General features: G+C 70.0%; 26 protein-coding genes. 17 read left to right on the top strand and 9 right to left on the bottom strand.

Annotated features, from left to right (window positions below; all coding sequences use genetic code 11):
- Nucleotides 1–101 precede the first annotated feature (101 nt).
- From ACWDSJ_RS17240 to ACWDSJ_RS17225, 4 genes are read left to right on the top strand one after another with little or no spacing between them, the layout of a single operon-like run.
- A complete protein-coding gene (locus ACWDSJ_RS17240; RefSeq protein WP_450033055.1) occupies nucleotides 102–1,373 on the top strand; it encodes an alanine racemase in 1,272 nt (423 codons plus the stop codon).
- Nucleotides 1,374–1,387: 14 nt separating this feature from the next.
- Nucleotides 1,388–2,998 (top strand): N-acyl-D-amino-acid deacylase family protein, encoded by a 1,611-nt coding sequence (locus ACWDSJ_RS17235; RefSeq protein WP_450033053.1) that lies wholly within the window; start codon nucleotides 1,388–1,390, stop codon nucleotides 2,996–2,998.
- A gap of 25 nt (nucleotides 2,999–3,023) precedes the next feature.
- Nucleotides 3,024–3,644 carry a bifunctional 4-hydroxy-2-oxoglutarate aldolase/2-dehydro-3-deoxy-phosphogluconate aldolase gene (locus ACWDSJ_RS17230; RefSeq protein ID WP_450033051.1) on the top strand — a complete coding sequence of 207 codons (621 nt, stop codon included), beginning with the start codon at nucleotides 3,024–3,026 and terminating at the stop codon, nucleotides 3,642–3,644.
- Between the two features lie 8 nt (nucleotides 3,645–3,652).
- Nucleotides 3,653–5,062, top strand: coding sequence for a GntP family permease (locus tag ACWDSJ_RS17225; RefSeq protein WP_450033049.1), 1,410 nt, complete (start codon nucleotides 3,653–3,655; stop codon nucleotides 5,060–5,062).
- Here the strand turns inward: ACWDSJ_RS17225 and ACWDSJ_RS17220 are convergent.
- From ACWDSJ_RS17220 to ACWDSJ_RS17210, 3 genes are read right to left on the bottom strand one after another with little or no spacing between them, the layout of a single operon-like run.
- Nucleotides 4,956–5,813 carry an isocitrate lyase/PEP mutase family protein gene (locus ACWDSJ_RS17220; protein ID WP_450033047.1) on the bottom strand — a complete coding sequence of 286 codons (858 nt, stop codon included), beginning with the start codon at nucleotides 5,811–5,813 and terminating at the stop codon, nucleotides 4,956–4,958. The two genes, ACWDSJ_RS17225 and ACWDSJ_RS17220, sit on opposite strands and share 107 nt — an antisense overlap.
- 17 nt (nucleotides 5,814–5,830) lie before the next feature.
- Complete coding sequence (locus tag ACWDSJ_RS17215; RefSeq protein ID WP_450033045.1) at nucleotides 5,831–6,040, bottom strand: tautomerase family protein; 210 nt, start codon at nucleotides 6,038–6,040, stop codon at nucleotides 5,831–5,833.
- 29 nt (nucleotides 6,041–6,069) lie between these two features.
- Nucleotides 6,070–6,801 carry an SDR family oxidoreductase gene (locus ACWDSJ_RS17210; RefSeq protein ID WP_450033044.1) on the bottom strand — a complete coding sequence of 244 codons (732 nt, stop codon included), beginning with the start codon at nucleotides 6,799–6,801 and terminating at the stop codon, nucleotides 6,070–6,072.
- A gap of 127 nt (nucleotides 6,802–6,928) precedes the next feature.
- On the opposite strand from ACWDSJ_RS17210, the gene ACWDSJ_RS17205 reads away from it, so the two are divergent.
- The 7 genes from ACWDSJ_RS17205 to ACWDSJ_RS17175 are packed head-to-tail and all read left to right on the top strand — an operon-like array spanning nucleotide 6,929 to nucleotide 13,595.
- Nucleotides 6,929–7,780 carry a helix-turn-helix transcriptional regulator gene (locus tag ACWDSJ_RS17205; protein ID WP_450033042.1) on the top strand — a complete coding sequence of 284 codons (852 nt, stop codon included), beginning with the start codon at nucleotides 6,929–6,931 and terminating at the stop codon, nucleotides 7,778–7,780.
- A 48-nt stretch (nucleotides 7,781–7,828) separates the two neighbouring features.
- Nucleotides 7,829–8,884, top strand: coding sequence for an N-acetyl-gamma-glutamyl-phosphate reductase (gene argC, locus ACWDSJ_RS17200; RefSeq protein WP_450033040.1), 1,056 nt, complete (start codon nucleotides 7,829–7,831; stop codon nucleotides 8,882–8,884).
- Nucleotides 8,881–10,092 carry a bifunctional glutamate N-acetyltransferase/amino-acid acetyltransferase ArgJ gene (gene argJ / locus ACWDSJ_RS17195; RefSeq protein ID WP_450033038.1) on the top strand — a complete coding sequence of 404 codons (1,212 nt, stop codon included), beginning with the start codon at nucleotides 8,881–8,883 and terminating at the stop codon, nucleotides 10,090–10,092. Before argC ends, argJ begins: the two co-directional genes overlap by 4 nt.
- Nucleotides 10,089–10,988, top strand: coding sequence for an acetylglutamate kinase (argB, locus tag ACWDSJ_RS17190; protein WP_450033036.1), 900 nt, complete (start codon nucleotides 10,089–10,091; stop codon nucleotides 10,986–10,988). The genes argJ and argB overlap by 4 nt, the downstream gene beginning before the upstream one ends.
- Nucleotides 10,985–12,175, top strand: coding sequence for an acetylornithine transaminase (locus tag ACWDSJ_RS17185; RefSeq protein ID WP_450033034.1), 1,191 nt, complete (start codon nucleotides 10,985–10,987; stop codon nucleotides 12,173–12,175). Before argB ends, ACWDSJ_RS17185 begins: the two co-directional genes overlap by 4 nt.
- The gene (argF, locus tag ACWDSJ_RS17180) at nucleotides 12,172–13,110 is read left to right on the top strand and encodes an ornithine carbamoyltransferase (RefSeq protein WP_450033032.1); all 939 of its coding nucleotides are present in this window, start codon (nucleotides 12,172–12,174) and stop codon (nucleotides 13,108–13,110) included. The genes ACWDSJ_RS17185 and argF overlap by 4 nt, the downstream gene beginning before the upstream one ends.
- Nucleotides 13,107–13,595 carry an arginine repressor gene (locus ACWDSJ_RS17175; RefSeq protein WP_387362207.1) on the top strand — a complete coding sequence of 163 codons (489 nt, stop codon included), beginning with the start codon at nucleotides 13,107–13,109 and terminating at the stop codon, nucleotides 13,593–13,595. Before argF ends, ACWDSJ_RS17175 begins: the two co-directional genes overlap by 4 nt.
- Before the next feature lie 4 nt (nucleotides 13,596–13,599).
- Here the strand turns inward: ACWDSJ_RS17175 and ACWDSJ_RS17170 are convergent, their stop codons facing one another.
- Nucleotides 13,600–13,752, bottom strand: coding sequence for a hypothetical protein (locus ACWDSJ_RS17170; protein ID WP_387362209.1), 153 nt, complete (start codon nucleotides 13,750–13,752; stop codon nucleotides 13,600–13,602).
- Between the two features lie 178 nt (nucleotides 13,753–13,930).
- On the opposite strand from ACWDSJ_RS17170, the gene ACWDSJ_RS17165 reads away from it, so the two are divergent.
- From ACWDSJ_RS17165 to argH, 3 genes are read left to right on the top strand one after another with little or no spacing between them, the layout of a single operon-like run.
- Nucleotides 13,931–15,133, top strand: a complete 1,203-nt coding sequence (locus tag ACWDSJ_RS17165) for an argininosuccinate synthase (RefSeq protein WP_387362211.1) — start codon at nucleotides 13,931–13,933, stop codon at nucleotides 15,131–15,133.
- Between the two features lie 12 nt (nucleotides 15,134–15,145).
- Nucleotides 15,146–16,051 (top strand): SAM-dependent methyltransferase, encoded by a 906-nt coding sequence (locus ACWDSJ_RS17160; protein WP_450033029.1) that lies wholly within the window; start codon nucleotides 15,146–15,148, stop codon nucleotides 16,049–16,051.
- On the top strand, nucleotides 16,048–17,469 hold the full coding sequence (gene argH / locus ACWDSJ_RS17155; RefSeq protein ID WP_450033027.1) for an argininosuccinate lyase: 1,422 nt from the start codon (nucleotides 16,048–16,050) through the stop codon (nucleotides 17,467–17,469). Before ACWDSJ_RS17160 ends, argH begins: the two co-directional genes overlap by 4 nt.
- 328 nt (nucleotides 17,470–17,797) lie before the next feature.
- On the opposite strand, the gene ACWDSJ_RS17150 is transcribed toward argH, so the two are convergent.
- Nucleotides 17,798–18,787: a GlxA family transcriptional regulator gene (locus tag ACWDSJ_RS17150; RefSeq protein ID WP_450033025.1), complete on the bottom strand. Its 990-nt coding sequence runs from the start codon at nucleotides 18,785–18,787 to the stop codon at nucleotides 17,798–17,800.
- An 80-nt stretch (nucleotides 18,788–18,867) separates the two neighbouring features.
- On the opposite strand from ACWDSJ_RS17150, the gene ACWDSJ_RS17145 reads away from it, so the two are divergent.
- Both ACWDSJ_RS17145 and ACWDSJ_RS17140 read left to right on the top strand, forming a co-directional pair.
- Complete coding sequence (locus ACWDSJ_RS17145) at nucleotides 18,868–19,449, top strand: isochorismatase family protein (protein ID WP_450033023.1); 582 nt, start codon at nucleotides 18,868–18,870, stop codon at nucleotides 19,447–19,449.
- Nucleotides 19,450–19,471: 22 nt separating this feature from the next.
- The gene (locus ACWDSJ_RS17140) at nucleotides 19,472–19,801 is read left to right on the top strand and encodes a DMT family transporter (protein ID WP_387362220.1); all 330 of its coding nucleotides are present in this window, start codon (nucleotides 19,472–19,474) and stop codon (nucleotides 19,799–19,801) included.
- Nucleotides 19,802–19,987: 186 nt separating this feature from the next.
- Here ACWDSJ_RS17140 and ilvA read toward each other — a convergent pair whose 3' ends face one another.
- A complete protein-coding gene (ilvA, locus tag ACWDSJ_RS17135) occupies nucleotides 19,988–21,208 on the bottom strand; it encodes a threonine ammonia-lyase (protein WP_450033021.1) in 1,221 nt (406 codons plus the stop codon).
- 97 nt (nucleotides 21,209–21,305) lie between these two features.
- Here ilvA and ACWDSJ_RS17130 point away from each other — a divergent pair, with 97 nt between their 5' ends.
- Nucleotides 21,306–22,055, top strand: coding sequence for a GntR family transcriptional regulator (locus tag ACWDSJ_RS17130; RefSeq protein WP_450033019.1), 750 nt, complete (start codon nucleotides 21,306–21,308; stop codon nucleotides 22,053–22,055).
- Here ACWDSJ_RS17130 and idi read toward each other — a convergent pair.
- From idi to ACWDSJ_RS17115, 3 genes are read right to left on the bottom strand one after another with little or no spacing between them, the layout of a single operon-like run.
- Nucleotides 22,033–22,584, bottom strand: a complete 552-nt coding sequence (gene idi / locus ACWDSJ_RS17125; RefSeq protein WP_387362226.1) for an isopentenyl-diphosphate Delta-isomerase — start codon at nucleotides 22,582–22,584, stop codon at nucleotides 22,033–22,035. The two genes, ACWDSJ_RS17130 and idi, sit on opposite strands and share 23 nt — an antisense overlap.
- Nucleotides 22,581–23,453 carry a geranyl diphosphate 2-C-methyltransferase gene (locus tag ACWDSJ_RS17120; RefSeq protein ID WP_387362228.1) on the bottom strand — a complete coding sequence of 291 codons (873 nt, stop codon included), beginning with the start codon at nucleotides 23,451–23,453 and terminating at the stop codon, nucleotides 22,581–22,583. Before ACWDSJ_RS17120 ends, idi begins: the two co-directional genes overlap by 4 nt.
- A gap of 36 nt (nucleotides 23,454–23,489) precedes the next feature.
- A complete protein-coding gene (locus ACWDSJ_RS17115) occupies nucleotides 23,490–24,815 on the bottom strand; it encodes a family 2 encapsulin nanocompartment cargo protein terpene cyclase (RefSeq protein ID WP_450033016.1) in 1,326 nt (441 codons plus the stop codon).
- Nucleotides 24,816–24,819: the final 4 nt, after the last annotated feature.

The following is a 24,819-nucleotide window of genomic DNA, read 5'->3' as shown; positions in this document are numbered from 1 at the left end:
GATGTCGCTGTGCAGAATAACCACGGAAAACAAGATACGCAATGCGAGTTGCAAAATATGCAATAGCGAGAAAGTATTTCGGTCCGATCGGAAGGAGCGCCGTGTCCATCGAGAGCGGGAGAAGCGTGGAGCGGTCGGGTCGCATCGATACCGCCGCGGTCGCGACGCTCGGCGATCTGGTGATCGGCCCGGAGCACAAGGCGCTGCCGCCGCGCGCCTGGGGGACGACGGTGCGCGAATTCCTCGACACCGCACCGCGTCTGGACGATCTCCAGACGCCGGTGCTCACCCTGGACCGCGGCGCGCTCGACGGCAATATCGCCGTCATGGCCGAGTGGGCCGCCGCGGCCGGGGTGCGGCTGGCCCCGCATGGCAAGACCACCATGGCCCCGCGGCTGTGGGCCGAGCAGCTGGCCGCGGGCGCGTGGGGGATCACGGTGGCCACGCCGTGGCAGGCGCAGGTGGCGCGGGCGTTCGGGGTGGATCGGGTGCTGCTGGCCAACCCGTTGCTCGATCCGGTCGGATTGCGGTGGGCGGCGGCGGAATCCGCGCTGGAACCGTCGTTCGAGCTGATCAGCTGGGCCGACAGCGTCGAGACCGTGGCGGCGATGGATCGGGTGCTCACCGAGGCGGGCGCGCGGGTGCGGCTGCCGGTGCTGGTGGAACTCGGTGGGCCGCACGGGCGGACGGGGGCGCGCGGGCCGGACGCGGCGCGGGCGGTGGCCGAGGCCGTGCGGGCGTCGGAGCGGTTGGAGCTGGCCGGGATCGGCGGGTACGAGGGCGCGCTGGCGCACGATCGGACGGCGGAATCGGTTGCGGCGCTGCGGGATTACCTCGATACCTTCGTGCGTCTGCATCGGGAGCTGGCCGGTGCGTACGAGCGGCCCGCGATCGTGTCCGCGGGCGGCAGCGCGTATCCCGATCTGGTGGTGGAGCGGCTGGCGTCGCTCGCGGACGGGGGCGACACGACGGTGTTGCTGCGGTCGGGGGCGTATGTGATCCACGACGACGGGTTCTACGCGGGGATCACGCCGATCTCCGGGTTGCGGTCGGCCATGCACATGTGGGCGCGGGTGCTGTCGCGGCCGGAGCCGGGGCTGGCGCTGCTGGACGCGGGGAAGCGGGATCAGCCGTTCGATGAGGGATTGCCGGTGCCGCAACGGATTTCGGGGTCGGCGCGGGTCGCCAAGTTGGCCGATCAGCACACGTTTCTGGAGCTGTCGGAGGGTGGGGAGCTCGCGGTCGGTGAGGTGGTGCGGTTGGGGTTGTCGCATCCGTGCACGGCCATGGACAAGTGGCGGTTGGTGCCGGTCGTCGACGACGCCGCCGCCGAGCGACCTCGCGTGATCGACCTCGTGCACACCTTCTTCTGATTCGGCGAGAACGTATGAGCTACTTGTTGTTCCGGGATATCGGCGTTGTCGACGGCACCGGTGATCCGCGCTATCGCGGGGATGTCGTGGTGGAGGACGGGCGGATCGCCGATATCGCGGCGCCGGGCGCGATCGAGGGGGCCGGGCGGGTGATCGACGGCGAAAAGCTCGTGCTTGCACCGGGTTTCATCGATATGCACGCGCATTCGGATCTGCATCTGTTGACCGAGCCGGGGCATTTCGCGAAGGTCAGCCAGGGCGTCACGACCGAGGTGATCGGGCAGGACGGGCTGTCGTACGCGCCGGTCGACGACGCCCCCCTCGCGGTGGTGCGGCGGCAGATCGCCGGGTGGAACGGTGATCCGGCGGGGTTGGACTTCTCCTGGCGGACGGTCGGGGAGTATCTGGAGCGGCTGGATCGGGGGATCACGCCCAACGCGGCGTATCTGGTGCCGCAGGGGACATTGCGGCTGCTGGTGGTGGGCACCGAGCGGCGGGCGGCCACGACCGCGGAGATCGACCGGATGTGCGCGCTGCTGGCCCAGGGGCTGGCGGAGGGCGCGGTGGGGATGTCGAGCGGGCTGACCTATCCGCCCGGAATGTACGCCGACACAGCGGAATTGGCGGCGCTGTGCGCGGTGGTGGCGGAGGCGGGCGGGTTCTACGCGCCGCACACCCGCTCCTACGGGGCCGGGGCGCTCGACGCGTACGCGGAGATGATCGGGCTGGCGCGCCGGACCGGGTGCGCGCTGCATCTGACGCACGCCACCATGAACTTCGCCGAGAATCGCGGGCGGGCGGGGGAATTGCTCGCGCTGGTGGACGCGGCGCTGGCGGAGGGGTGCGATATCAGTCTCGACACCTACCCGTATCTGCCCGGGGCGACGACCTTGTCGGCGCTGCTGCCGAGCTGGGCCATGTCGGGTGGACCGGACGCGACGCTGGCGCGGCTCGCGGATCCTGTTGCGCGGGAGAAGATTACGTTCGATGTGACCGTGCGTGGCTCCGACGGGTGTCACGGGGTGACCGTGGCGTGGGAGACGATCCAGATCAGCGGGGTCGGCGACGCGGCGTTGAGCGGATACGTGGGGCGGACGGTCGCCGAGATCGCGGCGGACGAGGGGCGCGAACCGGTGGCGGTGTTCTTCGATCTGCTCGTGCGCGACGAGCTGGCGACGACGATCCTGCAACACGTCGGGCACGAGGAGAACGTGCGCGCGATCATGCGGCACGCCCGGCACATGGGCGGCAGTGACGCGCTGCTGGTGGGGGAGCGGCCGCATCCGCGGGCGTGGGGGACGTTCCCGCGTTATCTCGGGTATTACGCGCGCGAACTCGGGGTGTTCGGGCTCGAGGAGTGCGTGCATCACCTCACCGGGCGGCCCGCGCGGCGGTTGCGGCTGCGGGAACGAGGGTTGGTGCGGGTGGGGTACGCGGCGGATCTGGTGGTGTTCGATCCCGAAACCATCCGGGACACAGCGACTTTCGAGGATCCGAAGCGGCAGGCGCGGGGGATCGAACAGGTGTTGGTGAACGGGGAGTTCGCGATCGAGGACGGGAAGGCCACGGGGCGCAGGGCGGGCCGGGCGCTTCGGATGGACCCGGTGCGGAAGGAGACGCGATGACGAACGCCGGACGTGGGGGGCGGCCATGACCTCCGCCTTGACCGTGATGCTCGCGGATCGCGCGCTGACGGTGGTGCGGGCGCCGCGGATTCCCGATCCCCGAGCGCTCGCCGACGTGCTTGCCGGTGCCGGAATCCGTTGTGTCGAGCTGACTTTCACGACGCCGGACGTGCTCGCGGCGGTGCGGGCGGCGGCGGGGTCGGAGCGGGCCGTGCTCGGAATGGGGACCGTGCTGACCGGGGACCAGGCGGCCGCCGCGATCGACGCGGGGGCGCGGTTCCTGGTGACGCCGGGGATTCGCGCCGAGGTGGCGGGGGTGGCCGCGCGGCACGGAATACCGGTCGTGATGGGGGCTTTCACGCCCAGTGAGGTGCTGGCCGCACTGGATCTCGGGGCGGCGGCGGTGAAGATCTTTCCCGCTCGCGCGCTCGGGCCCGGATACCTGAGGGATCTGCGCGGGCCCTTTCCCGATACGGCGTTCATTCCCTCCGGCGGTGTCAATGCCGGGAATGCCGCCGACTTTCTCGCGCACGGCGCGGCCGCGGTCACCGCGGGCACCGATGTCGTGGCACCCGATGACGTCGCCGCGGGCCGATGGTCCGTCATCGCCTCGCGCGCGGCGTCTTTCGTTCGATCCATGAATTGAGGTACATCATGGGGTCCGCCGTCGACTGGCTGCGCACCACCACACCGGGACTGCTGGTGCTGTGCGGCCTGGCCATCGCCGTCCTGCTCGTGGCCATCATCCGCGTCAAGCTGGAACCGTTCATCGCGCTGCTGCTCACCGGGCTCGCGCTGGCGCTGGCGGCCGGGCTGCCGGTCGAGAAGATCGTGGGCACCGCGCTCAAATCCGGTGACTCCCTGCTGGAAACGGGATTCGGGTCGATCCTCGGGCATATCGCGGTGATCATCGGATTGGGGACCGTGCTCGGTGCGATCCTCGAACGATCCGGCGGCGCGGACGTGCTCACCGAACGGCTGCTGACGCTGTTCGGGCCCAAGGGCGCTCCGGTCGCCATGGGGCTGGTCGGGTTGATCTTCGGTATCCCGGTGTTCTTCGATATCGGCATCTTCGTGCTGGCGCCGCTGATCTACGTGGCGGCCAAGCGGGGCGGGCGGTCGCTGGTGCTGTACGCCCTGCCGATGGTGGCCGGGTTGTCCATGACGCACGCGTTCCTGCCGCCGCATCCGGGGCCGGTGGCGCTGGGCGGGCTGCTCGGGGTGAGCCTGGGGTGGCTGATCCTGATGGGGTTGGTGTGCGGGCTGCCGGGGTTCGTGGCGGCGGGCATCGTGTGGGGGTCGTTCATCGGCAAGCGCGTGCACGTGGAGGTGCCGGAGGAGTTCCTCGTGCGGCCCGAACCCGTGGAAGACGTTGCGGCGGAGCGGAAACCGCCGTCGGCGGCGTTGATCGGGGTGATCATCGCGATCCCGCTGGTGCTGATTCTGGGCGCGACGTTCGGAACGCAGTTGCTGCACAAGGGATCTCGGCCGTTGCAGGTGCTGACGTTCCTGGGGACGCCCGCGGTGGCGTTGCTGATCGCGGTGCTGGTGGCGTTCTACGTGCTCGGGGTGCGGCGCGGGTCGTCGGTGGCGGAGTTGAGCGCGCTCACCGCGGATTCGCTACGGCCGGTGGGGATGTTGCTGCTGGTGGTCGGGGCGGGGGCGTTCTTCGGGAAGGTGATCTCGGCGACCGGCATCGGAGACGCGTTGGCGCACACCATGTCCGAGGCCGGGCTGCCGGTGATCGTGCTGGCGTATCTGATCAGTTGCGGGCTGCGGATCGCGCAGGGGTCGGCGACGGTCGCGATCGTCACCACGGGTGGGATCGTCGCGCCGCTGCTGCCCGGGCACGACTATTCGCAGGTGTCGCTGGCGTTGATCGCCATGGCCATCGCGGCGGGGTCGATCATTCTGAGTCACGTCAATGACGGTGGGTTTTGGATCATTTCGAAGTTCTTCAATATGTCGGTGAAGCAGACGTTGATGACGTGGTCGGTGCTGGAGACGGTTTTGTCGGTGGTGAGTTTCGCGGTGGCGGCGGCGTTGTTCGCTGTGGTCGGGTGACGAGGTTTTGGATGCGGGCGTAGGTGGGGATGTTCGGTGGGGTGGGCAGGTTGTCGCGGATGGCTCGGGCCGTGTCGACCGTGGCGGCGACGGCGGCGCGGAACAGCAAGCCGCCGGTGCTGATTCGGGCTACGCCTTGCGCGGCCAGCTCGCGGACCGAGGGGCCGCCGGGGAGGTAGAGGACGTTGAGCGGGAGGCGGGTGGCCTTCGCCAGTCTCGCGATCTCGGCGGGGTCGCGGACACCGGGGACGAAAAGGCCGTCCGCTCCGGCCTTTTCGTAGTGACGCATTCGATCGATGGTGGAATCGTGGTGGAGGCCGAGCCAGTGGGTGTCGACGCGGGCGTTGACGAACAGGGGCGGGGTGCGTGACTTGATCGCGGCGATGAGTTCGGCCTGGGTGTTCGGATCGGCGAGTTCCGATCCTCGGCCGTCCTCGACGTTCACGCCCGCGATACCGGCCTCGGCCAGCTCGTGGGCCACCTCGGGGGCGTCGCCGAAGCCCGCTTCGATGTCGACGGTGATCGGGACGGGGAGGCGGGCCAGTTTGCGGGCCAGGTTCATGGTCTCCGCGCGGGTGGCTCCGGCCGCGTCGGGCACTCCCGCCGCTGCCGAGACGCCGAGGCTGGTGGTACCGATGGCGGGAAAGCCCTCGGCGACAAGGGCTGCGGCGGAGCAGTAGTCCCAGGCGTTGGGGAGGAGCAGGGGGCGGCCGGGCTGATGGAGTTCGCGGAACCGCTCGGAGATGCTCATGGGGTGACGGTACGCCGTTACTGGTGGCCCTCCAGCATGGCTTTGGTGAGGATGATGTCGCCGATGCCCCAGCCGCCGTCGGCTACCTCCTCGACGAGGACCATAGTGTTGGGGCGGGCTCGGTCGCCGTAGATCTCGGCGTAGAGGGCGGTGGTGCGGTGGACGATGAGTTCCTTCTGTTCGGGGGTGAGGGTTCCGGCGGGGACCTTGAAGTTGGCGAACGGCATGGGATTTCTCCTTCGAATTGTGGTGGGGGTCAGATGATTCCGCCGTTGGCGCGGAGTATTTGGCCGTCGACCCAGTGGCCCTCGGGGGAGGCGAGGAAGGCGGCGACCTGGGCGATGTCCTCGGGGGTGCCGAGGCGTTGGAGTGGGGGTTGGGCGGCGAGGTGGGCGATGGTCTGGTCGTCCTTGCCGTCGAGGAAGAGGTCGGTGGCGGTGGGGCCGGGGGCGATGGTGTTGACGGTGACGTCGCGGCCGCGGAGTTCGCGGGCCAGGATGAGGGTGAGGGCCTCGACCGCGCCCTTGGTGGCGGTGTAGGCGCCGTACTCGGGGAAGGCCAGGCCGACGACCGAGGTGGAGAACATGATGAGGGAACCGCCGGGGCGGAGGCGGCGGGCGGCTTGTTGGGCTACGGCGAAGGTGCCGCGAATGTTGGTGTGGTACAGGGTGTCCAGATCGGTGAGGTCGAGGTCGGCCACGGGGGCGAGGGTCATCTTTCCGGCCGCGTGGGCGACGACGTCGACACCGCCGAAGGTTGTTTCGGCCGCGTCGAACAAGGCCGAGACGGCGTGTTCGTCGCCGACGTCGGCTTGGACGGCCACGGCTTGCCCGCCTTCGGCCTCGACGGCGGCGACTGCCTCGTCGGCGCGATCCTTGCGCCCGGCGTAGCCGACGACGATGGCGAAACCATCGGCGGCCAGGCGGGTGACGATCGCGCGGCCGATGCCTCGGGAACCGCCGGTGACTATGGCGACTTTGGTGGTCATGAGGTGCTCCCTTCCGATCGGTGACGGTTTCTACTCTCCGGGAATGGGCGTGGCTGGAACAGTGGCTGTGTACCCGGGGGTTGTCACCCCCTGGCTCGCTCTGTTCGTGGGGGCGGAGACTGGTTGGGTGAACCTGGCCGAACTCGGGGCGTTTCTGAAGTCGCGGCGGGACCGGATTCGGCCCGCTGATGTGGGGTTGCCCAGTGGGCCGCGGCGGCGGGTGCCGGGGTTGCGGCGGGATGAGGTGGCTCAGTTGGCGGGGGCCTCGGTGGACTATTACATCGAGCTCGAACGTGGTAGTGGGGCGCAGCCTTCCGAGCAGATGGTGGCCGCGCTGGCTCGGGCGTTGCGGTTGACGCGGGATGAACGGGATCACCTCTATCACCTTGCGGGGCGTCCGGTGCCGCCTGCGGGCAGTGCGGCGGCGCATGTGCATCCGGGGATGCTCGATCTGCTGGATCGGCTGACGACGACGCCGGCGCAGGTGATCACGGATCTGCATGTGACGCTCGTGCAGAATCGGCTGGCCGTCGCGTTGCTCGGTCCCGCACCGGTCGCGAGTGGGTTCCGGGCTAGTTTCGTTTACCGCTGGTTCACCGATCCGGCGGCTCGGGGGCTCTATCCGGAGGCCGATCACTCGTATCATTCGCGCTCGTTCGTGGCCGATCTGACGGCGGCCGTCGCTCGGCGGGGCGGGGCGGATGGGGAGGCCGAGGGGATGGTCGCGGAATTGCGTTCGCGCAGTGGCGAATTCGCCGAGTTGTGGGAGCGGCGGGAGGTCGCGGTTCGGCGGAACGATCGCAAGCGGATCGTGCATCCCGTGCTCGGGGTGCTCGAGCTCAACTGTCTCAATCTGTTCAGTGAGGACGGGCGTCAGCGGCTGTTGTGGTTCACCCCGGCGGTCGGGACGGAATCGGTGGAACAGCTCGAGTTGCTCGGTGTGCTGGGGACGCAGGATCTCGCGCCCGGGAGCCGGTGACCCCGACCCGCCTATGCATGAGCTTGCACACTCGTGCATAATCATCACATGGAGAGCGGGAGTGGGCCTGTCTTACGGGTCGCGGTGGCCGGTGCCAGTGGGTACGCGGGTGGGGAGGTGTTGCGGGTGTTGTTGCAGCATCCGGCGTACCGATCCGGGCGGCTCGAGATCGGGGCGTTGACCGCGGGCTCGAGTGCGGGTACCCCGCTCGGGCAGTCGCAACCGCATTTGCTGCCGCTGGCCGAGCGGGTGTTGGAGGAGACCACTCCGGAGACCCTTTCCGGGCATGACGTGGTGTTCCTCGGGTTGCCGCACGGGCAGTCGGCGGCCATCGCGCGGGAGTTGCCGGAGTCGACGGTGATTCTCGATTGCGGGGCGGACTTCCGGCTGACCGATGGCGCGGCGTGGGAGAAGTACTACAAGAGTCCGCACGCGGGGAGTTGGCCGTACGGGCTGCCGGAACTGCCGGGGGCGCGGGAGCGGCTGCGGGGGGCGACGCGGATCGCGGTGCCGGGGTGTTATCCGACCGTGGCGAGTCTGGCGATGGCCCCGGCGGTGGCGGCGGGGATCGTCGAGCCGCGGGTGAATGTGGTCGCGGTGAGCGGGACCTCGGGGGCGGGGCGCAAGCTCGATGTGGGGCTGCTCGGGTCGGAGGTGATGGGGTCGGCCCGTGCGTACAATATCGCGGGCGCGCACCGGCACACCCCGGAGATCATCCAAAACCTCAGTGCCGTCAGCGATTCCGAGGTGAGCGTGGCGTTCACGCCCGTGCTCGCGCCCATGCCTCGCGGCATCCTGGCGACCTGCTCGGCCCCGACGACGGTGGACGCGGCGCAGGCGCGCGCGGTCTACGAGAAAGCCTACGCCGATGAGCCTTTCGTGCACCTGCTGCCGGAAGGCGTTCTGCCGCAGACGGGTTCGGTGGTCGGGTCCAACAGCGTCACCCTTCAGGTCGCCGTGGACGCCGACGCCGGGCTGCTCGTGGTGATCGGTGCGATCGACAACCTCACCAAGGGCACCGCGGGCGGCGCGGTGCAGTCCATGAACCTGGCGCTCGGATTCGACGAGACCGCCGGACTTTCCACCGTAGGAGTGGCACCGTGACCGACGTCAGCGGCGGGAAACTGGTTCGCAACCAGGGCGTGACCGCACCCCTGGGTTTCCGCGCGGCCGGGATCGCCGCCGGGATCAAGGCCACCGGAAAGCCCGATCTGGCACTGGTTTTCAGTGAGGGGCCGGAGTACTCGGCGGCGGGGGTGTTCACCCGCAACAAGGTCAAGGCCGCGCCCGTGCTGTGGTCGCAGCAGGTGCTCGGCGGCGGGCAGCTGCGCGCGGTGATCCTCAATTCCGGTGGGGCGAACGCGTGTACGGGGCCGGGCGGGTTCCAGGACACCCACGCCACTGCCGAGGAACTGGCGAAGGCGTTGAGCAACTGGGGAACCGAGACCGGCGCCGGTGAGATCGCCGTCTGCTCAACGGGTTTGATCGGCGACCGGCTGCCGATGGACAAACTCCTGCCCGCGGTCACCGAGATCGTGCGCGAGATGGGCGGCGGGCTGTCCGGCGGCACCGACGCCGCGCACGCCATCATGACCACCGACACCGTGCCCAAGGAGGTGGCGTTCCACCACCGCGACAAGTGGAACGTCGGCGGTATGGCCAAGGGCGCGGGCATGCTGGCCCCGTCGCTGGCGACCATGCTCGTGGTGCTCACCACCGACGCGGCCGCCACCCCAGAGCAATTGGACCGGGCGCTGCGCAAGGCCACCGCCCGCACCTTCGACCGCCTCGACGTCGACGGCTCCTGCTCCACCAACGACACCGTGCTGCTGCTGGCCAACGGCGCCAGTTCGGTCGCCCCCACCCAGGACGATCTCGACGCCGCGGTGCTCGCGGTCTGCGACGATCTCGCCGAACAGCTCATGGCCGACGCCGAGGGCGTCACCAAACGGGTGCGGGTCACCGTCACCGGCGCGGTCGGCGAGGACGAGGCGCTCGTCGCGGCCCGCACGGTCGCGCGCGACTCGCTGGTCAAGACCGCGTTCTTCGGTTCGGACCCGAACTGGGGACGGGTGCTGGCCGCCGTCGGCATGGCCCCGATCACCCTGGAGGCGGATCGAATCTCGGTGTCGTTCAACGGAAGTCCGGTCTGCGTGAACGGCACCGGCGCGCCGGGCGCCCGCGAGGTCGACCTGTCCGGGCCCGATATCGAGGTCGTCGTGGATCTGGGCCTGGGCGACGGCACGGCCACCATTCGCACCACGGACCTGTCGCACGGGTACGTGGAAGAGAACTCGGCCTACAGCTCATGACCGCGTTCGAGCTGTCCGCGCTCGACAAGGCGCGGGTGCTGGCCGACGCGCTGCCGTGGTTGCAGCGCTTCCGCGACAAGATCGTCGTCGTCAAATACGGTGGCAACGCCATGATCGACGACGAACTCAAACGGGCCTTCGCCGCGGATATGGCGTTCCTGCGCACGGTCGGGGTGCATCCGGTGGTCGTGCACGGCGGCGGGCCGCAGATCTCGGCCATGCTCGCGAAACTCGGTCTGCGCGGGGAGTTCCGGGGCGGGTTCCGGGTCACCACGCCCGAGGTGATGGATGTCGTGCGCATGGTGCTGTTCGGTCAGGTCGGGCGCGAACTGGTGGGCCTGATCAACGCGCACGGACCGTACGCGGTCGGCATCTCCGGTGAGGACGCGCATCTGTTCACCGCCACCCGCCGCAGCGTCGTGGTGGACGGTGAACCGCTCGACATCGGCCTGGTCGGCGACGTCACGACCGTGAATCCCGAAGCGGTGCACGATCTCATCGCCGCGGGCCGCATCCCGGTGGTGTCGACCATCGCGCCCGACGCCGACGGCGTGGTGCACAACATCAACGCCGACACCGCCGCCGCCGCGCTCGCCGAGGGCATCGGCGCGGAGAAACTGGTGGTGCTCACCGATGTCGAGGGCCTGTACACCGACTGGCCCGACCGGAATTCGCTGACCACCCACATCGACGCGGCCGCGCTGGCCGCCCTGCTGCCCTCCCTCGACGCGGGCATGGTGCCCAAGATGGAGGCGTGCCTGCGCGCGGTCGAGGGCGGCGTGCCCTCCGCGCACGTGATCGACGGGCGGGTGCCGCACGCGGTCCTGCTGGAACTGTTCACCGGGGAAGGCATCGGAACGATGGTGACCCCCGCCGAGTCAGGAACCACACCATGAGTACCGAGCAACTACGGCAGCGGTGGTCGGCCGCGCTGATGAACAACTACGGCACCCCGCAGGTGGCGCTCGTGCGCGGCGCGGGCGCGGTGGTCGAGGACGCGGACGGCAAGAGCTACGTCGACTTCCTCGGCGGCATCGCCGTCAACATCCTCGGCCACGCCCACCCGGCGGTCGTCGAGGCGGTCACCCGGCAGCTGGGCACGCTCGGCCATGTGTCGAATCTGTATGCCAGCGAACCGGTCGTGGAACTGGCCGAACGGCTGCTCGCGCACTTCGGGGACGGGCACGGGCGGGCGTTCTTCTGCAACTCCGGCACCGAGGCCAACGAGGCGGCGTTCAAGATCTCGCGGCTCACCGGACGCACCAAGATCATCGCGTGCGAGGAGGCGTTCCACGGGCGCACGATGGGCGCGCTCGCGCTGACCGGACAGCCGTCCAAGCGGGCCCCGTTCGAGCCGATGCCGCCGCAGGTCGTGCACGTGCCCTACGGCGACGCCGACGCGCTGGCCGCGGCGGTGGACGACGAGACGGCCGCGGTGTTCCTCGAACCGATCCTCGGGGAGAGCGGGGTCGTGGTGCCGCCCGCGGACTACCTGGCCCGCGCCCGCGCGCTCACCGCCGAGCACGACGCGCTGCTGATCCTGGACGAGGTGCAGACCGGTATCGGGCGCACCGGGCACTTCTACGCCCATCAGGCCGCGGGGATCGTGCCCGATGTCATCACCCTGGCCAAGGGGCTCGGCGGCGGGCTGCCGATCGGGGCCGTGCTGGCGCAGGGCCGGGCCGCGGACCTGCTCACCCCCGGCCTGCACGGGACCACCTTCGGCGGGAATCCGGTGTGCGCGGCGGCGGCGCTGGCGGTGCTGCGCACCCTCGACGAGGAGGCGTTGTTGCCGCACGTCCAGGCGCTGGGCAAGACGCTCGTCGACGGCATCGCCGATCTCGGGCATCCGCTGATCGACCATGTGCGCGGCGCGGGGCTGCTCATCGGAATTCAACTGACACAACAGGTTTCGGCTCGGGTGGAGGCTTCGGCGCGGGCGGCGGGGTACCTGGTGAATCCCGCCAAACCCGATGTCATCCGGCTCGCCCCGCCCCTGATCCTCACCGAGACCCAGGCCGAGAACTTCGTGGCCGATCTACCCGGCATCCTGGATGCCGCGCTGGCGGAGGGAGCCCAGTGACCATTCGGCATTTCCTGCGCGACGACGATCTCTCGCCCGCCGAGCAGCTCGAAGTCCTCACGCTCGCAGCGGAATTGAAGGCGGAGCCGTTCTCGCGCAGGCCGCTCGACGGGCCGCGCGGGGTCGGGGTGATCTTCGAGAAGAACTCCACCCGCACCCGGTTCTCCTTCGAGATGGGCATCGCGCAGCTGGGCGGGCACGCGGTCGTGGTGGACGGGCGCGACACCCAGCTCGGGCGCGAGGAGACCCTGGCCGACACCGGGCGGGTGCTGTCGCGCTACGTCGAGGCGGTGGTGTGGCGGACCTTCGAACAGCGGCGGCTCGACGAGATGGCTTCGGCGGCAACGGTTCCCGTGGTCAACGCATTGTCCAACGAGTTCCATCCGTGCCAGGTGCTCGCCGATCTGCAGACGTTGCGGGAACGCAAGGGTGAGCTGCGCGGGTTGCGGCTGACCTATCTCGGCGACGGGGCGAACAATATGGCGCATTCGCTGTTGCTGGGCGGGGTGACGGCCGGAATCGACGTGACCGTCGCCGCCCCAACGGGTTTCGTGCCCGAGGAGTGGGTGCTCGAGGCCGCGCGCAAGCGGGCCGCCGAGACCGGGGCGAGCGTGCGGGTGACCGACGATCCGATCGCCGCCGCGGCGGGGGCGGACGCGCTGGTGACCGACTGCTGGACGTCGATGGGGCAGGAGAACGACGGCCGCGACCGCGTCGGCCCGTTCCGGCCGTTCCAGCTCAATGCCGAGCTGCTGGCCCGCGCCGACGCCGATGCCGTTGTGCTGCACTGTCTTCCGGCGCACCGCGGCGAGGAGATCACCGACGAGGTCATCGACGGCCCGCACAGCGCGGTGTGGGACGAGGCCGAGAACCGCCTGCACGCGCAGAAGGCGCTGCTGGTGTGGTTACTGGCCAAGCGAGGGGAGTCGGCGTGAGCGGACCGGTCATCGCCCGGACGCGGGCCGGGCGGCAGCAGCGCATCGTCGAACTGCTGACCGCGCACGCCGTGCGCAGCCAGACCGAACTCGCCGCGCTGCTGGCCGCCGAGGGCATCGAGACCACCCAGGCGACGTTGTCGCGCGATTTGGATGAACTGGGCGCGGTGAAGCTGCGCGCGGCCGACGGGGGTGCGGGGATCTATGTCGTGCCCGAGGACGGTAGTCCCGTGCGGGGGGTCACCGGGGGCACGGCTCGGTTGTCGAAACTGCTCGGGGATCTGCTGGTCTCCACCGATCACAGTGGCAATATCGCCGTGCTGCGTACTCCGCCGGGCGCGGCGCATTTCCTGGCCAGCGCTTTGGACCGTGCGGCGCTGCCCGAGATCGTGGGGACCATCGCGGGCGACGACACGATCGCGGTCATCGCGCGCGAGCCGCTGACGGGGGCCGAACTCGCGGCGAAGATCGAGGAATTGGCCTGAGGGATCAGGCCAGGGGGTACTGCCCGGGGGGATAGGCGCCGCCCGGCCCGGTGCCGACCGCGCCGAGCAGGTCGGCGATGAGCTGCACGACCGACGTGGCCACCCCCAGCACGTCCGAGCCGATCTCCGAGAAGTAGCTGGCCAGACTCGTCATCATGGTCTCAGCGTGGCATATGGTCGGCGCTATCGTGCGGATATCGTCGTGTCCTGCAACGGGATCCGGGACGAATGCGGCAATTGCCACTGGATTGCCTCACCCCGATTATGAATGAGCTTGCATGGTGATGCATAATCATTTGCAGCTTGGCACCACGAACCCTGAGGAGCTCATCGACATGGCCGATCGCGTCGTACTCGCCTATTCCGGCGGGTTGGACACCTCCGTCGCCATCAGCTGGATCGGCAAGGAGACCGGGGCCGAGGTCGTCGCCGTGGCGATCGACCTGGGGCAGGGCGGCGAGGATATGGACGTGGTGCGGCAGCGCGCGCTGGACTGCGGGGCGGTCGAGGCGATCGTGGTGGACGCGCGCGAGGAGTTCGCCGATCAGTACTGCCTGCCGACGATTCAGGCCAACGCGCTGTACATGGGCCGGTATCCGTTGGTGTCGGCGATCAGCCGGCCGCTGATCGTCAAGCATCTCGTGGACGCCGCGGAGTATCACGGCGCGTCGACCGTCGCGCACGGCTGCACCGGCAAGGGCAACGATCAGGTGCGGTTCGAGGTCGGGATCGGGGCGCTCGCGCCGGATCTGAACGTCATCGCGCCGGTGCGCGACTACGCGTGGACGCGGGAGAAGGCCATCGCCTTCGCCGAGGAGAACAAGCTCCCGATCACCGTCACCAAGAAGTCGCCGTTCTCCATCGACCAGAACCTGTGGGGCCGGGCGGTCGAGACCGGTTTCCTCGAGGATCTGTGGAACGCGCCGACCAAGGACGTCTACGACTACACCGTGGACCCCACGATCAACTTCGAGGCGCCCGACGAGCTGATCGTCACCTTCGACAAGGGTGTGCCGGTCGCCATCGACGGCCGCCCGGTCAGCGTGTACGAGGCCATCACCGAACTCAACACCCGCGCGGGCCGCCAGGGCGTGGGCCGTCTCGATATGGTCGAGGACCGGCTCGTGGGCATCAAGAGCCGCGAGATCTACGAGGCGCCGGGCGCGATCGCGCTGATCACCGCGCATCAGGAGCTCGAGGCCGTCACCATCGAGCGCGAGCTGGGCCGCTACAAGCGCCAGGTCGAACAGCGGTGGGGCGAGCTGGTTTACGACGGCCTGTGGTTCTCCCCGCTCAAGCGCGCCCTCGACGCGTTCGTGGGCGACACCCAGCAGCACGTCTCCGGCGAGGTGCGGATGGTGCTGCACGGCGGCACCGTCGTGGTCAACGGGCGGCGCAGCGAGGAGTCGCTCTACGACTTCAACCTGGCCACCTACGACGAGGGCGACAGCTTCGACCAGTCGCTGGCCAAGGGCTTCGTGCAGATCCACGGCCTGTCGTCCAAGGTCGCGGCGCGCCGGGATCTCGGCAAGAAGTAGTAGCCTGCGCCCGTGCGCACCGACGACGACAGCTGGGACATCACCGAGAGCGTGGGGGTGACCGCGCTCGGCATCGCGGCACTGCGCGCGGCCGAGACGCGGCGGCCGGACGCGCTGTTCCGCGATCCGTACGCGGAACGGCTCGTCACCGGGGTGGGTGAGGGCGGCTGGCAGGGGATCGTACGGGGACAGGTGGACTCCGGCGACGAACGGGCCGGGCGGCTCTATCGGACGATCGGAAACTTCGCCATCGCGCGGACCTGCTACTTCGACGCGTACTTCGAAAGCGCTGCGGCACAGGGCATTCGGCAGGTCGTGATCCTAGCGGCCGGGTTGGACGCGCGGGCCTACCGCCTGGCGTGGCCGCCGGGGACGGTGGTGTTCGAGCTGGATCAGCCGAAGGTGCTGGCGTACAAGGCGGCCACGCTCGCGGACGTGACCCCGGCGGCGGAGCGGCGCGAGGTCGCGGTGGACCTGCGGCAGGACTGGCCGGAAGCGTTGCGGCGCAACGGTTTCGACGAGTCCGCGCCGACCGCGTGGCTGGCCGAGGGGCTGTTGCGGTATCTGCCCGCCGCGGCGCAGGACCGGCTGTTCGAGGCGGTGACGGCGCTGAGTGCGCCCGGTAGTCGGATGGCGCTCAATATCGGACGGGGCGAGCCGGGGAGCGAACAGGCGCGCCGCCAGCGCGCCGAGGCGGTGCAGCAGCTGGACCCGGGGCTGGCGCTGAACTCGCTGTGGTACTCCGACGAGGGTCGCAGCGACCCGCGGGACTGGTTCGCCGCCGCCGGATGGGTTGTGGCACAGGCCGATCCGGTGGCCGTGCTGACCGAGCGCGGCCGCGCGGTGCCCGACGAGGTGGCCGAGGACATGCGCAGACAGATTCTGATGACCGCGATTTCACCGACAGGAGAGCGATGAGCGAGGGCGGCAGCACCAATCAGGGGGCGCTGTGGGGTGGGCGCTTCGCGTCCGGCCCGGCGGCGGCGATGGCGGCGTTGAGCAAGTCGACCCATTTCGATTGGGCGTTGGCCCCCTACGACATTCGCGCCTCCAAGGCGCACGCGCGGGTGCTGCACAAGGCCGGGCTGCTGTCGGAGAGCGATCTCGCCGAGATGCTGGCGGGGCTGGATCGCCTTGCGGCGGATGTGGATTCGGGCGCGTTCGGTCCGGCCGAATCCGATGAGGACGTGCACGGGGCGCTCGAACGCGGGCTGATCGAACGGGTCGGCGCGGAGCTGGGCGGGCGGCTGCGGGCGGGGCGCTCGCGCAACGATCAGGTGGCGACGCTGTTCCGGATGTGGCTGCGCGACGGGGTGCGCCGGGTCGCGGCCGGGGTGTTGGACGTGGTGGACGCGCTGGTCGAGCAGGCGCGGGCGCATCCGGACGCGGTGATGCCCGGGAAGACACATCTCCAGGCCGCTCAGCCGGTGTTGCTGGCGCATCATCTGCTCGCGCACGCGCATCCGTTGTTGCGGGATGTGGATCGGTTGCGCGACTTCGACAAGCGGGCGGCGGTGTCGCCGTACGGGTCCGGCGCGCTGGCCGGGTCCTCGCTCGGGCTGGATCCGGAGGCGATCGCCGCCGAACTGGATTTCGATGCGGCGGCGGCCAATTCGATCGACGCGACCTCCGCGCGGGACTTCGCCGCCGAGGCCGCGTTCGTGCTGGCGATGATCGCGGTCGATCTGTCGCGGATGGCGGAGGAGGTGATCCTGTGGAGCACACCGGAATTCGGGTACATCACCCTCGCGGACGCCTGGTCCACGGGCTCGTCGATCATGCCGCAGAAGAAGAATCCGGACGTGTCGGAGTTGACCCGGGGTAAGGCGGGGCGGTTGATCGGTAATCTCACCGGGCTGCTCGCGACGCTGAAGGCGCAGCCGTTGGCGTACAACCGGGATCTTCAGGAGGACAAGGAGCCGCTGTTCGATTCGGTGGCTCAGCTGGAATTGTTGTTGCCCGCGATCGCGGGGCTGGTTTCGACGCTGACCTTTCACACGGATCGGATGGCGGAGCTCGCGCCCGCCGGGTTCACGCTCGCCACGGATATCGCGGAATGGCTTGTGCGGCAGGGTGTTCCGTTCCGGGTGGCGCATGAGGCGGCGGGTGCGTGCGTGCGGGCCGCCGAGGCGAGGGGGGTGGGGTTGAACGATCTCACCGATGCCGAATTCGCGGCCATCGATCCGGCGTTGACGGCCGAGGTTCGCTCGGTGCTCACTGTGGAGGGGTCGATCGCCTCCCGGGACGCGCGTGGGGGCACGGCTGGTCCGCAGGTGGCTCGGCAGCTCGAGGAGATCGGCGCGGCGACCGCCGCTGCTCGCGCCTGGTTGCGCTGAACCCGGGGGTACGGCGGCGGCGCGGTTCATCGCTGCGGGGCACGGCAGCATGCGGTACGGCGGCGCGGGCCACTACTGCGGGGCACGGCAGCTGGGGGGTACGGGCAGCAGCACGGGTTACCACTGCGGGAGAGGGCAGCGCGAGGTACCACCGCGGGGTACGGCGGCTTGGGGTACCGCAGCGCGGGGCACGGCAGCTTGGGGGTACGGCAGCGCAAGCCACTCTCGCGGGGTACGGCAGTACAGCCGCACCCTTTATTTGGATTCGCACCCCTTGTGTAGCCCTGGAACGGGTGCGGATTTGGATAAAGGGTGCGGCTGGGTTGCGTTAAGGGGTGGTTCGGAAGCGGTGGCGGTAGGCGGTGGGGGTGGTGTCGAGGGTGCGGCGGAAGGCTCGGGTGAGGGTGTCGGGGGTGTGGAAGCCGCAGGTGGTGGCTATGCGGTCGAGGGTGTCGTCGGTGGTTTCGAGGCGGTGGCGGGCCAGTTCGACGCGGGCGGCCTCGACGTAGGCGGCGGGGGTGGTGTCGAGGTCGGTTTTGAAGACTCGGGTGAGTTGGCGCTCGCTGAGGTGGGCGTGGGCGGCGAGGTCGGCGACGGTGAGGGGGGCGGCGATGTTGCGGGAGATGTAGTGGCGCAGGGCTTCTATGCGGCGGGTTGTCGATACGGGGTCGAGTAGGACGCTGAATTGGCTCTGGCCGCTCGGGCGTTTCAGGTACATCACGAGTTGGCGGGCCACGCGCAGGGCCCACTGGTCGCCGAAGTCCTCGGCGATCAGGGCGAGGGTGAGGTCCAGGCAGGCGGTGATGCCCGCGCCCGTCCACACGTGGTCGTCGCGGATGAAGATCGGGTCGGCGTCCACCTCGATCGCGGGATGGTCGGCGGCGAGCTGGCGCGCGGTCGACCAGTGGGTGGTCGCGCGGCGGCCGTCGAGGAGTCCGGCCGCGGCGAGCACGTGCGCGCCGACGCACACCGACGCCACCCGGCGCGCGGCGGGGGCCAGCGTCCGGACCCGTTGCACCACAGCGGGTTCGGTGATCGCGCGGACGCGGCGCTCGGCGTCGAGTTCGACCGCGCCGGGCACGAGCAGGGTGTCGATGCGGCGGTCGGCGATGTCGGCGAAGGTCACGTCGGGCAGCACCCGGACCCCGGCGGCCGTGGTGACGGGGTCGAGGGATTCGGCGGCGAGGACGACGCGGTAGCCGCTCGGCTCGTCCATCTCGCGGGCCAGCAGGGCGAAGACCTCGGGTGGGCCGGTGACGTCGAGCAGGTCGACGCCCTCGAACAGGACGACGACGATCAACCGTTCGATACCGCTCATCGCTCCTCGCCGTGCCGTGTCCGAATCTGCACCTTACATGACATTTCCGACACGGCCGTCGGGCCATAGCGTCGATCGGTATGAGCACCATGACACTTCGCGAACTCAACGGCCTCGATCGCACCGCGCCCGCGCTGGCCGAATCGACGCTGATCCTGATCGACTACCAGAACACCTACACCCGGGGCGTGCTCGAACTCACCGGGTGGCGGCCCGCGCTCGAGGCCGGGGCCGAGCTGCTGGCCCGCGCTCGCGCCGCCGGGGCGGCGGTCGTGCGCGTGATCAACGACGGCGGGCCGGGGACGCTCCACGACGTGCGCGCCGAAATCGGGCGGCCGCATCCGCTGGTCGCGCCGCGCGACGGGGAGTCGGTCGTGGTGAAGTCCGTGCCCGACGGGTTCGTGGGCACCGACCTCGGCGCGCACGTCGATGCCGCGGGCCACGAGAACGTGGTGATCGCGGGTTTTATGACGCACATGTGCGTGAGTTACACCGCGGCGGGTGCGTTCCTGCGCGGCAATCGGCCGACCGTCGTGGCGGACGCGTGCGCGACGCGGCCGGTCGCCGGGGTGGCGGCCGAGACGCTGCATCGGGCCGCGCTCGCCACCGTCGCCGACCTGTACGGCGTGGTCGTGGGGTCGGCCGCCGAGTTGGCCCGGTGACCGGTTTGGCTATTGTGCGGAAATGACCTTCCTGCTGCTGGGCCTGGCCATCGTGTCCGAGGTGACCGCGACGGTGTCGCTGAAGATCTCCGAGGGATTCAGCAAACTCGTGCCGTCGGTGGTGGTGGTGATCGGGTACGTGGCGGCGTTCTTCTTCCTGTCCCAGGCGCTGAAGCGGGGGATGGCGATCGGGGTCGCCTACGGGATCTGGTCGGCCATCGGGGTGGCCGCGGTCGCCGCCATCGGGGCGCTGTTCCTGAACGAGTCCCTGACGGCCGTGCAACTCGGCGGGATCGCGCTGGTGATCCTCGGGGTGCTCGCCCTCGAACTCGGCGGGGCGCATCAATCCTGAAGGGGCGCTTTGGGTTCCGGGGTGGCGAGTGTGATCGGGATCAATCTCGGAGGCGCTGCGGTCCGTGAGTGCGGCCGGGACGTCAGTCCCGAGCCCGCACCTCGTGGCTCGCGTTGGTGAGTGCGGCCCGGGCGTCAATTTCGAACTCGCTCATTGCGGGCCGCGTTTGTGAGTGCGGTCTGGCCGTCAATCCTGTACCCGCACAGCGTATCCCGCGTCGGTGAGGGTGGACAGGACGTCGTCTCGGTGGGTGGGGCCGCGGGTTTCCAGGGTGAGGAGGACTTCGACCTCGTCGATGCCGAGCCAGGCGCCGGTGCGGGAGTGGACGACGTCGACGACGCTGGCTCGGGTCGCGCCGACGGTGGCCAAGAGGCGGCCGAGGCTGCCGGGGTGGTCGGAGATGGTGACGCGGACGGCGAGGTAGCGGCCGGCGGCGCTGAGGCCGTGGCCGATGAGGCGGGTCAGGAGGAGGGGGTCCACGTTGCCGCCGGACAGGATCGCGCAGACCGGGCCCGTGAGGCCGAGTTCGGCGGGGTGGAGGGACATGAGGGCGGCGACGGCGGCGGCGCCCGCTGGTTCGACGATGAGTTTGGCGCGTTCCATGCACAGCAGCAGGGCGCCGGACAGGGCGTCCTCGTCGACGGTGACGATCGTGGGGGCGTATTCGGTGACGTGCGCGAACGGGACCGCGCCGGGTAGGCCGACCGCGATGCCGTCGGCCATGGTCGACATGCGTTCCAGCGCAACGGGTTCGCCCGCTGCCAGGGAGGCGGGCCAGGCCGCGGCGCGGGCCGCCTGCACGCCGACCACGCGCACGCCGGGCGCGAGGTGACGCAGGGCGATCGCGATGCCCGCCAGCAGGCCGCCCCCGCCGGTGGGCACCAGGACCGTGCCGACGTCGGGGAACTGGTCCAGCAGTTCCAGGGCGACGGTCGCCTGCCCGGCCACGATATCGGCGTGGTCGAACGGGTGGATGAGCGTGGCGCCGGTCTGATCGGCGAATTCCCTTGCGGCCGTGAGGGATCGGTCGATGGTCTCACCGACCTGGTGGACGGTCGCGCCGTAGGCCCGGGTGGCGACGAGTTTGGGCAGGGACGCGCCCTCGGGCATGAACACCGTGGCGTCGATGCCGAGGGTCGTCGCCGACCAGGCCACGCCTTGGGCGTGATTGCCCGCGCTGGCCGCGACCACCCCGCGCGCCCGCTCGGGCGCGGGCAGATTCGCGATCCGGTTGTAGGCCCCGCGCGGTTTGAACGATCCGGTGCGTTGCAGGTTCTCGCACTTGAGCCGCACCTCGTGCCCGGTCCGCTCGGACAGCACGCGGGAGGCGACCACCGGGGTGCGCCGAATGACCGGCGCCAGCAGCTTCGCCGCCGCTTCGATGCGCTCCACTCCGATCAGCTCCATAGGGGGTCATGCTGCCAGACGGAACTGGTGCCTTCGTGTTGCCTGATCGTCACATCCGCGAACATCGGCGCAAACATCGGGGTTCTACCTTGGGTTCATGCCCCCACGACGACGATCGGCGCTGTTGGCGAAACTGGTGGTCGATGAGCCTGGTCGGCCGCAGATCATTCTCGGTGAGTTGCGCCGGGTGATCTTGGATGGGGCGGTGCCGCCGGGGACGGCGATTCCGTTGCGGGAGATCGCGGAGTTGTTCGATGTCAGCCATATTCCGGTGCGGGAGGCGTTGAAGACGCTGATCGGGGAGGGGCTGGTGGCGCATCAGCCGAACGCGGGATACGCTGTGGCGCAACTGACCTCGGCGGAGCTGCGCGAAATGTATGTGGCGCGGGAGGCTTTGGAGGAGGCGGCGTTGGCGGCTGCGGCGGTGTGCGCGACCGCGGCGGACCGTGACGCGCTGCGGGAGGTGAACGCGCTGCTGGAGCAGGCGATTCGGGATGATGATCCGGCCGCCTATCATCGGCGCTCGCGGGAGTTCCATCTCGCGCTGACCCGGCCCTCGCGGATGTTCCGGCTGCTGCACATGCTCGAATCCGCTTGGAACGTCACCGAACCCGTGCAGTCGATGGTGCACGTGACCCGCGCCGACCGGGTGCGGCTGCACACCGATCACGCGCTGTTGCTGGACGCGTTCCTGGCCCGCGATGTGGATCGGCTGCTCGCGGTCGCGCGGCGGCACCACCGCCGCCTCGAGACCGTGATCGCCACGCTCCCAACGGATCTGGGCCTGCTCGCGCCGCCCGGCGAGGTGTCGCTCGCACCCGGGGTCAGGCGTTCGAGCGGTCGATGACCATGAGCACCCCGCCGAGCCAGGGGGTGTAGATCTCGGGTCGGGTGTCGAGGGCGTCGGTGAGGGTTTCCGGGCGCACCCAGGCGTAGTCGGCGATCTCGGCCGGATCGGGGCGGGGCGGTTCGCCGTCGAAGCGGCCGATCAGGACGTGGTCGAACTCGAATTCGACGCGGCCGGTGGTGGGGTCGTCGGCGTGGTAGCGGAAGGTGCCGATCTCGTGGACGGCGGCGTCGATGCCGAGCTCCTCGTGCAGGCGTTTGACCGCGGCCTCGGCGACCGATTCGCCGGGGGCGGGGTGGCCGCAGCAGGTGTTGGCCCAGCGCAGGGCGAAGCGGGTTTTGGTGGCGGCCCGCTGTTGCAGCAGGACCCGGCCCGACTCGTCGAACAGCAGCACCGAGAACGCCCGGTGCAGGCGGCCGGGGGCGGCGTGGGCGGCGGCGACCGGGCACGCGCCGGTCGCGCGGCCCTGCTCGTCCACGAGCTCGACGAGCAGGGCCTCGCGATCGGTCGTCTCGGCGGTGGAGGTCACCGTCCCACCTTATCCGCGGCGATCAGCAGGTATTGAAAACTCCCCTCGCGATAGGCGGTGAGGAACGGCTTCTCCACGCCCGTGGCCAGCTCGGAGTGCGTGCGCAGATCCCAGTAGGGGATGGTGGCCGCCGTGAGATCGACCACGTTCACCGGTACCAGGTTGTTGGCCGCCAGCGCCCGGAAGTACTCGCCGCGCGGGTGAATCATGCAGCCGTAGTGGGCGTCGATCCAGCTCACCGCCGCCGAGCGGCCGCCGGTGACGTCGTTGGAACAGCCCGTAATGCACACATAGCGCCCGCCGGGCCGCAGCAGCCGCGCGAATTCGGCGAACAGATCCGTCAGATCCACGTACATGGTGGTCTCGTTGGTCCAGATGCCGCGCATCACCGCGGAGTCGAAACCGGTGTCGACCATATTGCGCAGATGGAACCGCACCCGGTCGGACACCCCGCGCGCGGCGGCCTGCTCGTTGGCGAAGCCGACCTGGTATTCGGAGATGGTGACCCCGTCGACCTGGCAGCCGAACCGCTGATTGGCCATGAAACTGGTGCCGCCGCGCCCGGATCCGGCGTCCATCAGCCGATCGTCGGGCCGCACATCGCCGAGGTGGTCGAGCAGCAGATCGGCCTGCGCGGTCTCGAGCCGGTGCAGTTCGCGCACGAGGCGCTCCTGGCGGGTGTCCTCGGGGCCCTCGAGCACGGACAGATCGGGTTCGCCGATGCCGTAGTGGTGGTGGTAAAGGCCGTCGACCTCACCGAGTTTGGTGTTCACGCGGTCGTCGTTGGGATTGTTGTTCCAGTATTCGGCGACCGACCGCTGATACGGGGTGAGCGGGACCGGGCCGGCCTGGGGTTCGAGCATGGTCATGGCGGAACATCCTCTCGATGGGTACAACGCTGGCGCTCAATCGATGTCGTGATAGCGGCGGCTGTCGGCGTGCCAGGCGCGGTTGCCGCCCATCCACGCCCACAGCCCGGTGAGGAAGCGATGCAGCGGCGGGGACGCGGTCGCCGCGAGCGCCCGCGCCTCGGTCTCGAAGCGGTGCGCGAGTTCGTCGTGCACCTCGGCGGTGCGCTGCACCGCCTCCTGCCGGGAACAGCCCTCCTCGGCGGCGAGGACCGTGGGCAGGTTGAACTCCCGCCCGTTCGAAAGATCCTCGCGCGCCATCGAATACAGGTCGTTGACCATCTGCGCGGCCAGCGCCGCGGTGGTGGTCACCCGGCGCACGGCCGGATGACTGTATTCGGCGGGATCGAGCTCGTACCCGCCCACGGCGTCGATCGGCGCCATACAGGGCAGGAAGCTGTGCGGCTGCCGGTTGGTCAGGTACTCCCACACCGGCGGCATCCGGTGCGCCCCCCGCCAGCCGGCCTCCGCGCCGAGAGCGATGAACCAGCCCGCGATCTCGGTGCGCAGCCGGGCCAGCTGCGCCGGGCTCGCGTAGCGGGCCAGATGCTCGAACGAGGTGCGGAAGGCCCGCAGGATCGGGTCGGCCTCGAGCGCCCGGTCCAGTTGCGCCTGATAGCCGCGCGGCAGGGCCACCGGATCGAGGGCGGCCATGGCCAATTCGAGCCGGGGCCCGAGTTCGGCCTCCGCGCTGGACGGGGTGCCGTCCGGCGCGCGGTCGTCGGCGTCCTCCTCGCAGTAGTAGTCGTCCACCGACCACTCCGACACCGCGCACTTGGCCGCGGCCAGCAGCGGATCCGGATCGTCGCAGTCGGGGTGGCAGAGCATGACCAGCCGCCCGAAGTCGGCGCGGTGCAGCTCGTCCATCTTGCCCTCGTACAGCCCGATCGACTCCGCCCAGGCGAGGATGCCCGCGTTGACCGCCTCGGCCAGCGCCGGATCGTCGCGGACCGGCGGCGGGCAGTAGAGCGGGGGGATCGCGCGTCGCCCGGGCGCGGCCGGGCGCACCACCCCGGCCGCGGTGCCGATTCCGGTGGGCCCCAACGGTATTCGGGGAACCACTCGGTCCGGCGGCGGGGTCCGCGCGGGAGCGCGCGGCGGGGACAGCAGACCCGACGCGCCCACCCCGGACGGACCGAGCAGCCGACGCGGCGCGCCGCCGGCCAGCATGGCGGCGAGGGCGGGGGAAAGCGCCTCGCCCCCATCGGAATTCGGCAGCAGCACCGCGGGCGGGGCGTGCTCGAGATCGGTCAGCAGCGCGGTCACCGTCGCGGCCACCTCGTGGGTGGCGGGCGGCGCCGCGATGCGCGACAACACCGACACGGTC

The organism is Nocardia sp. NPDC003482 (genome assembly GCF_053588115.1).
Note: the sequence above shows the minus strand (reverse complement) of the source record. Positions and strands in the feature narration are given on the sequence as shown.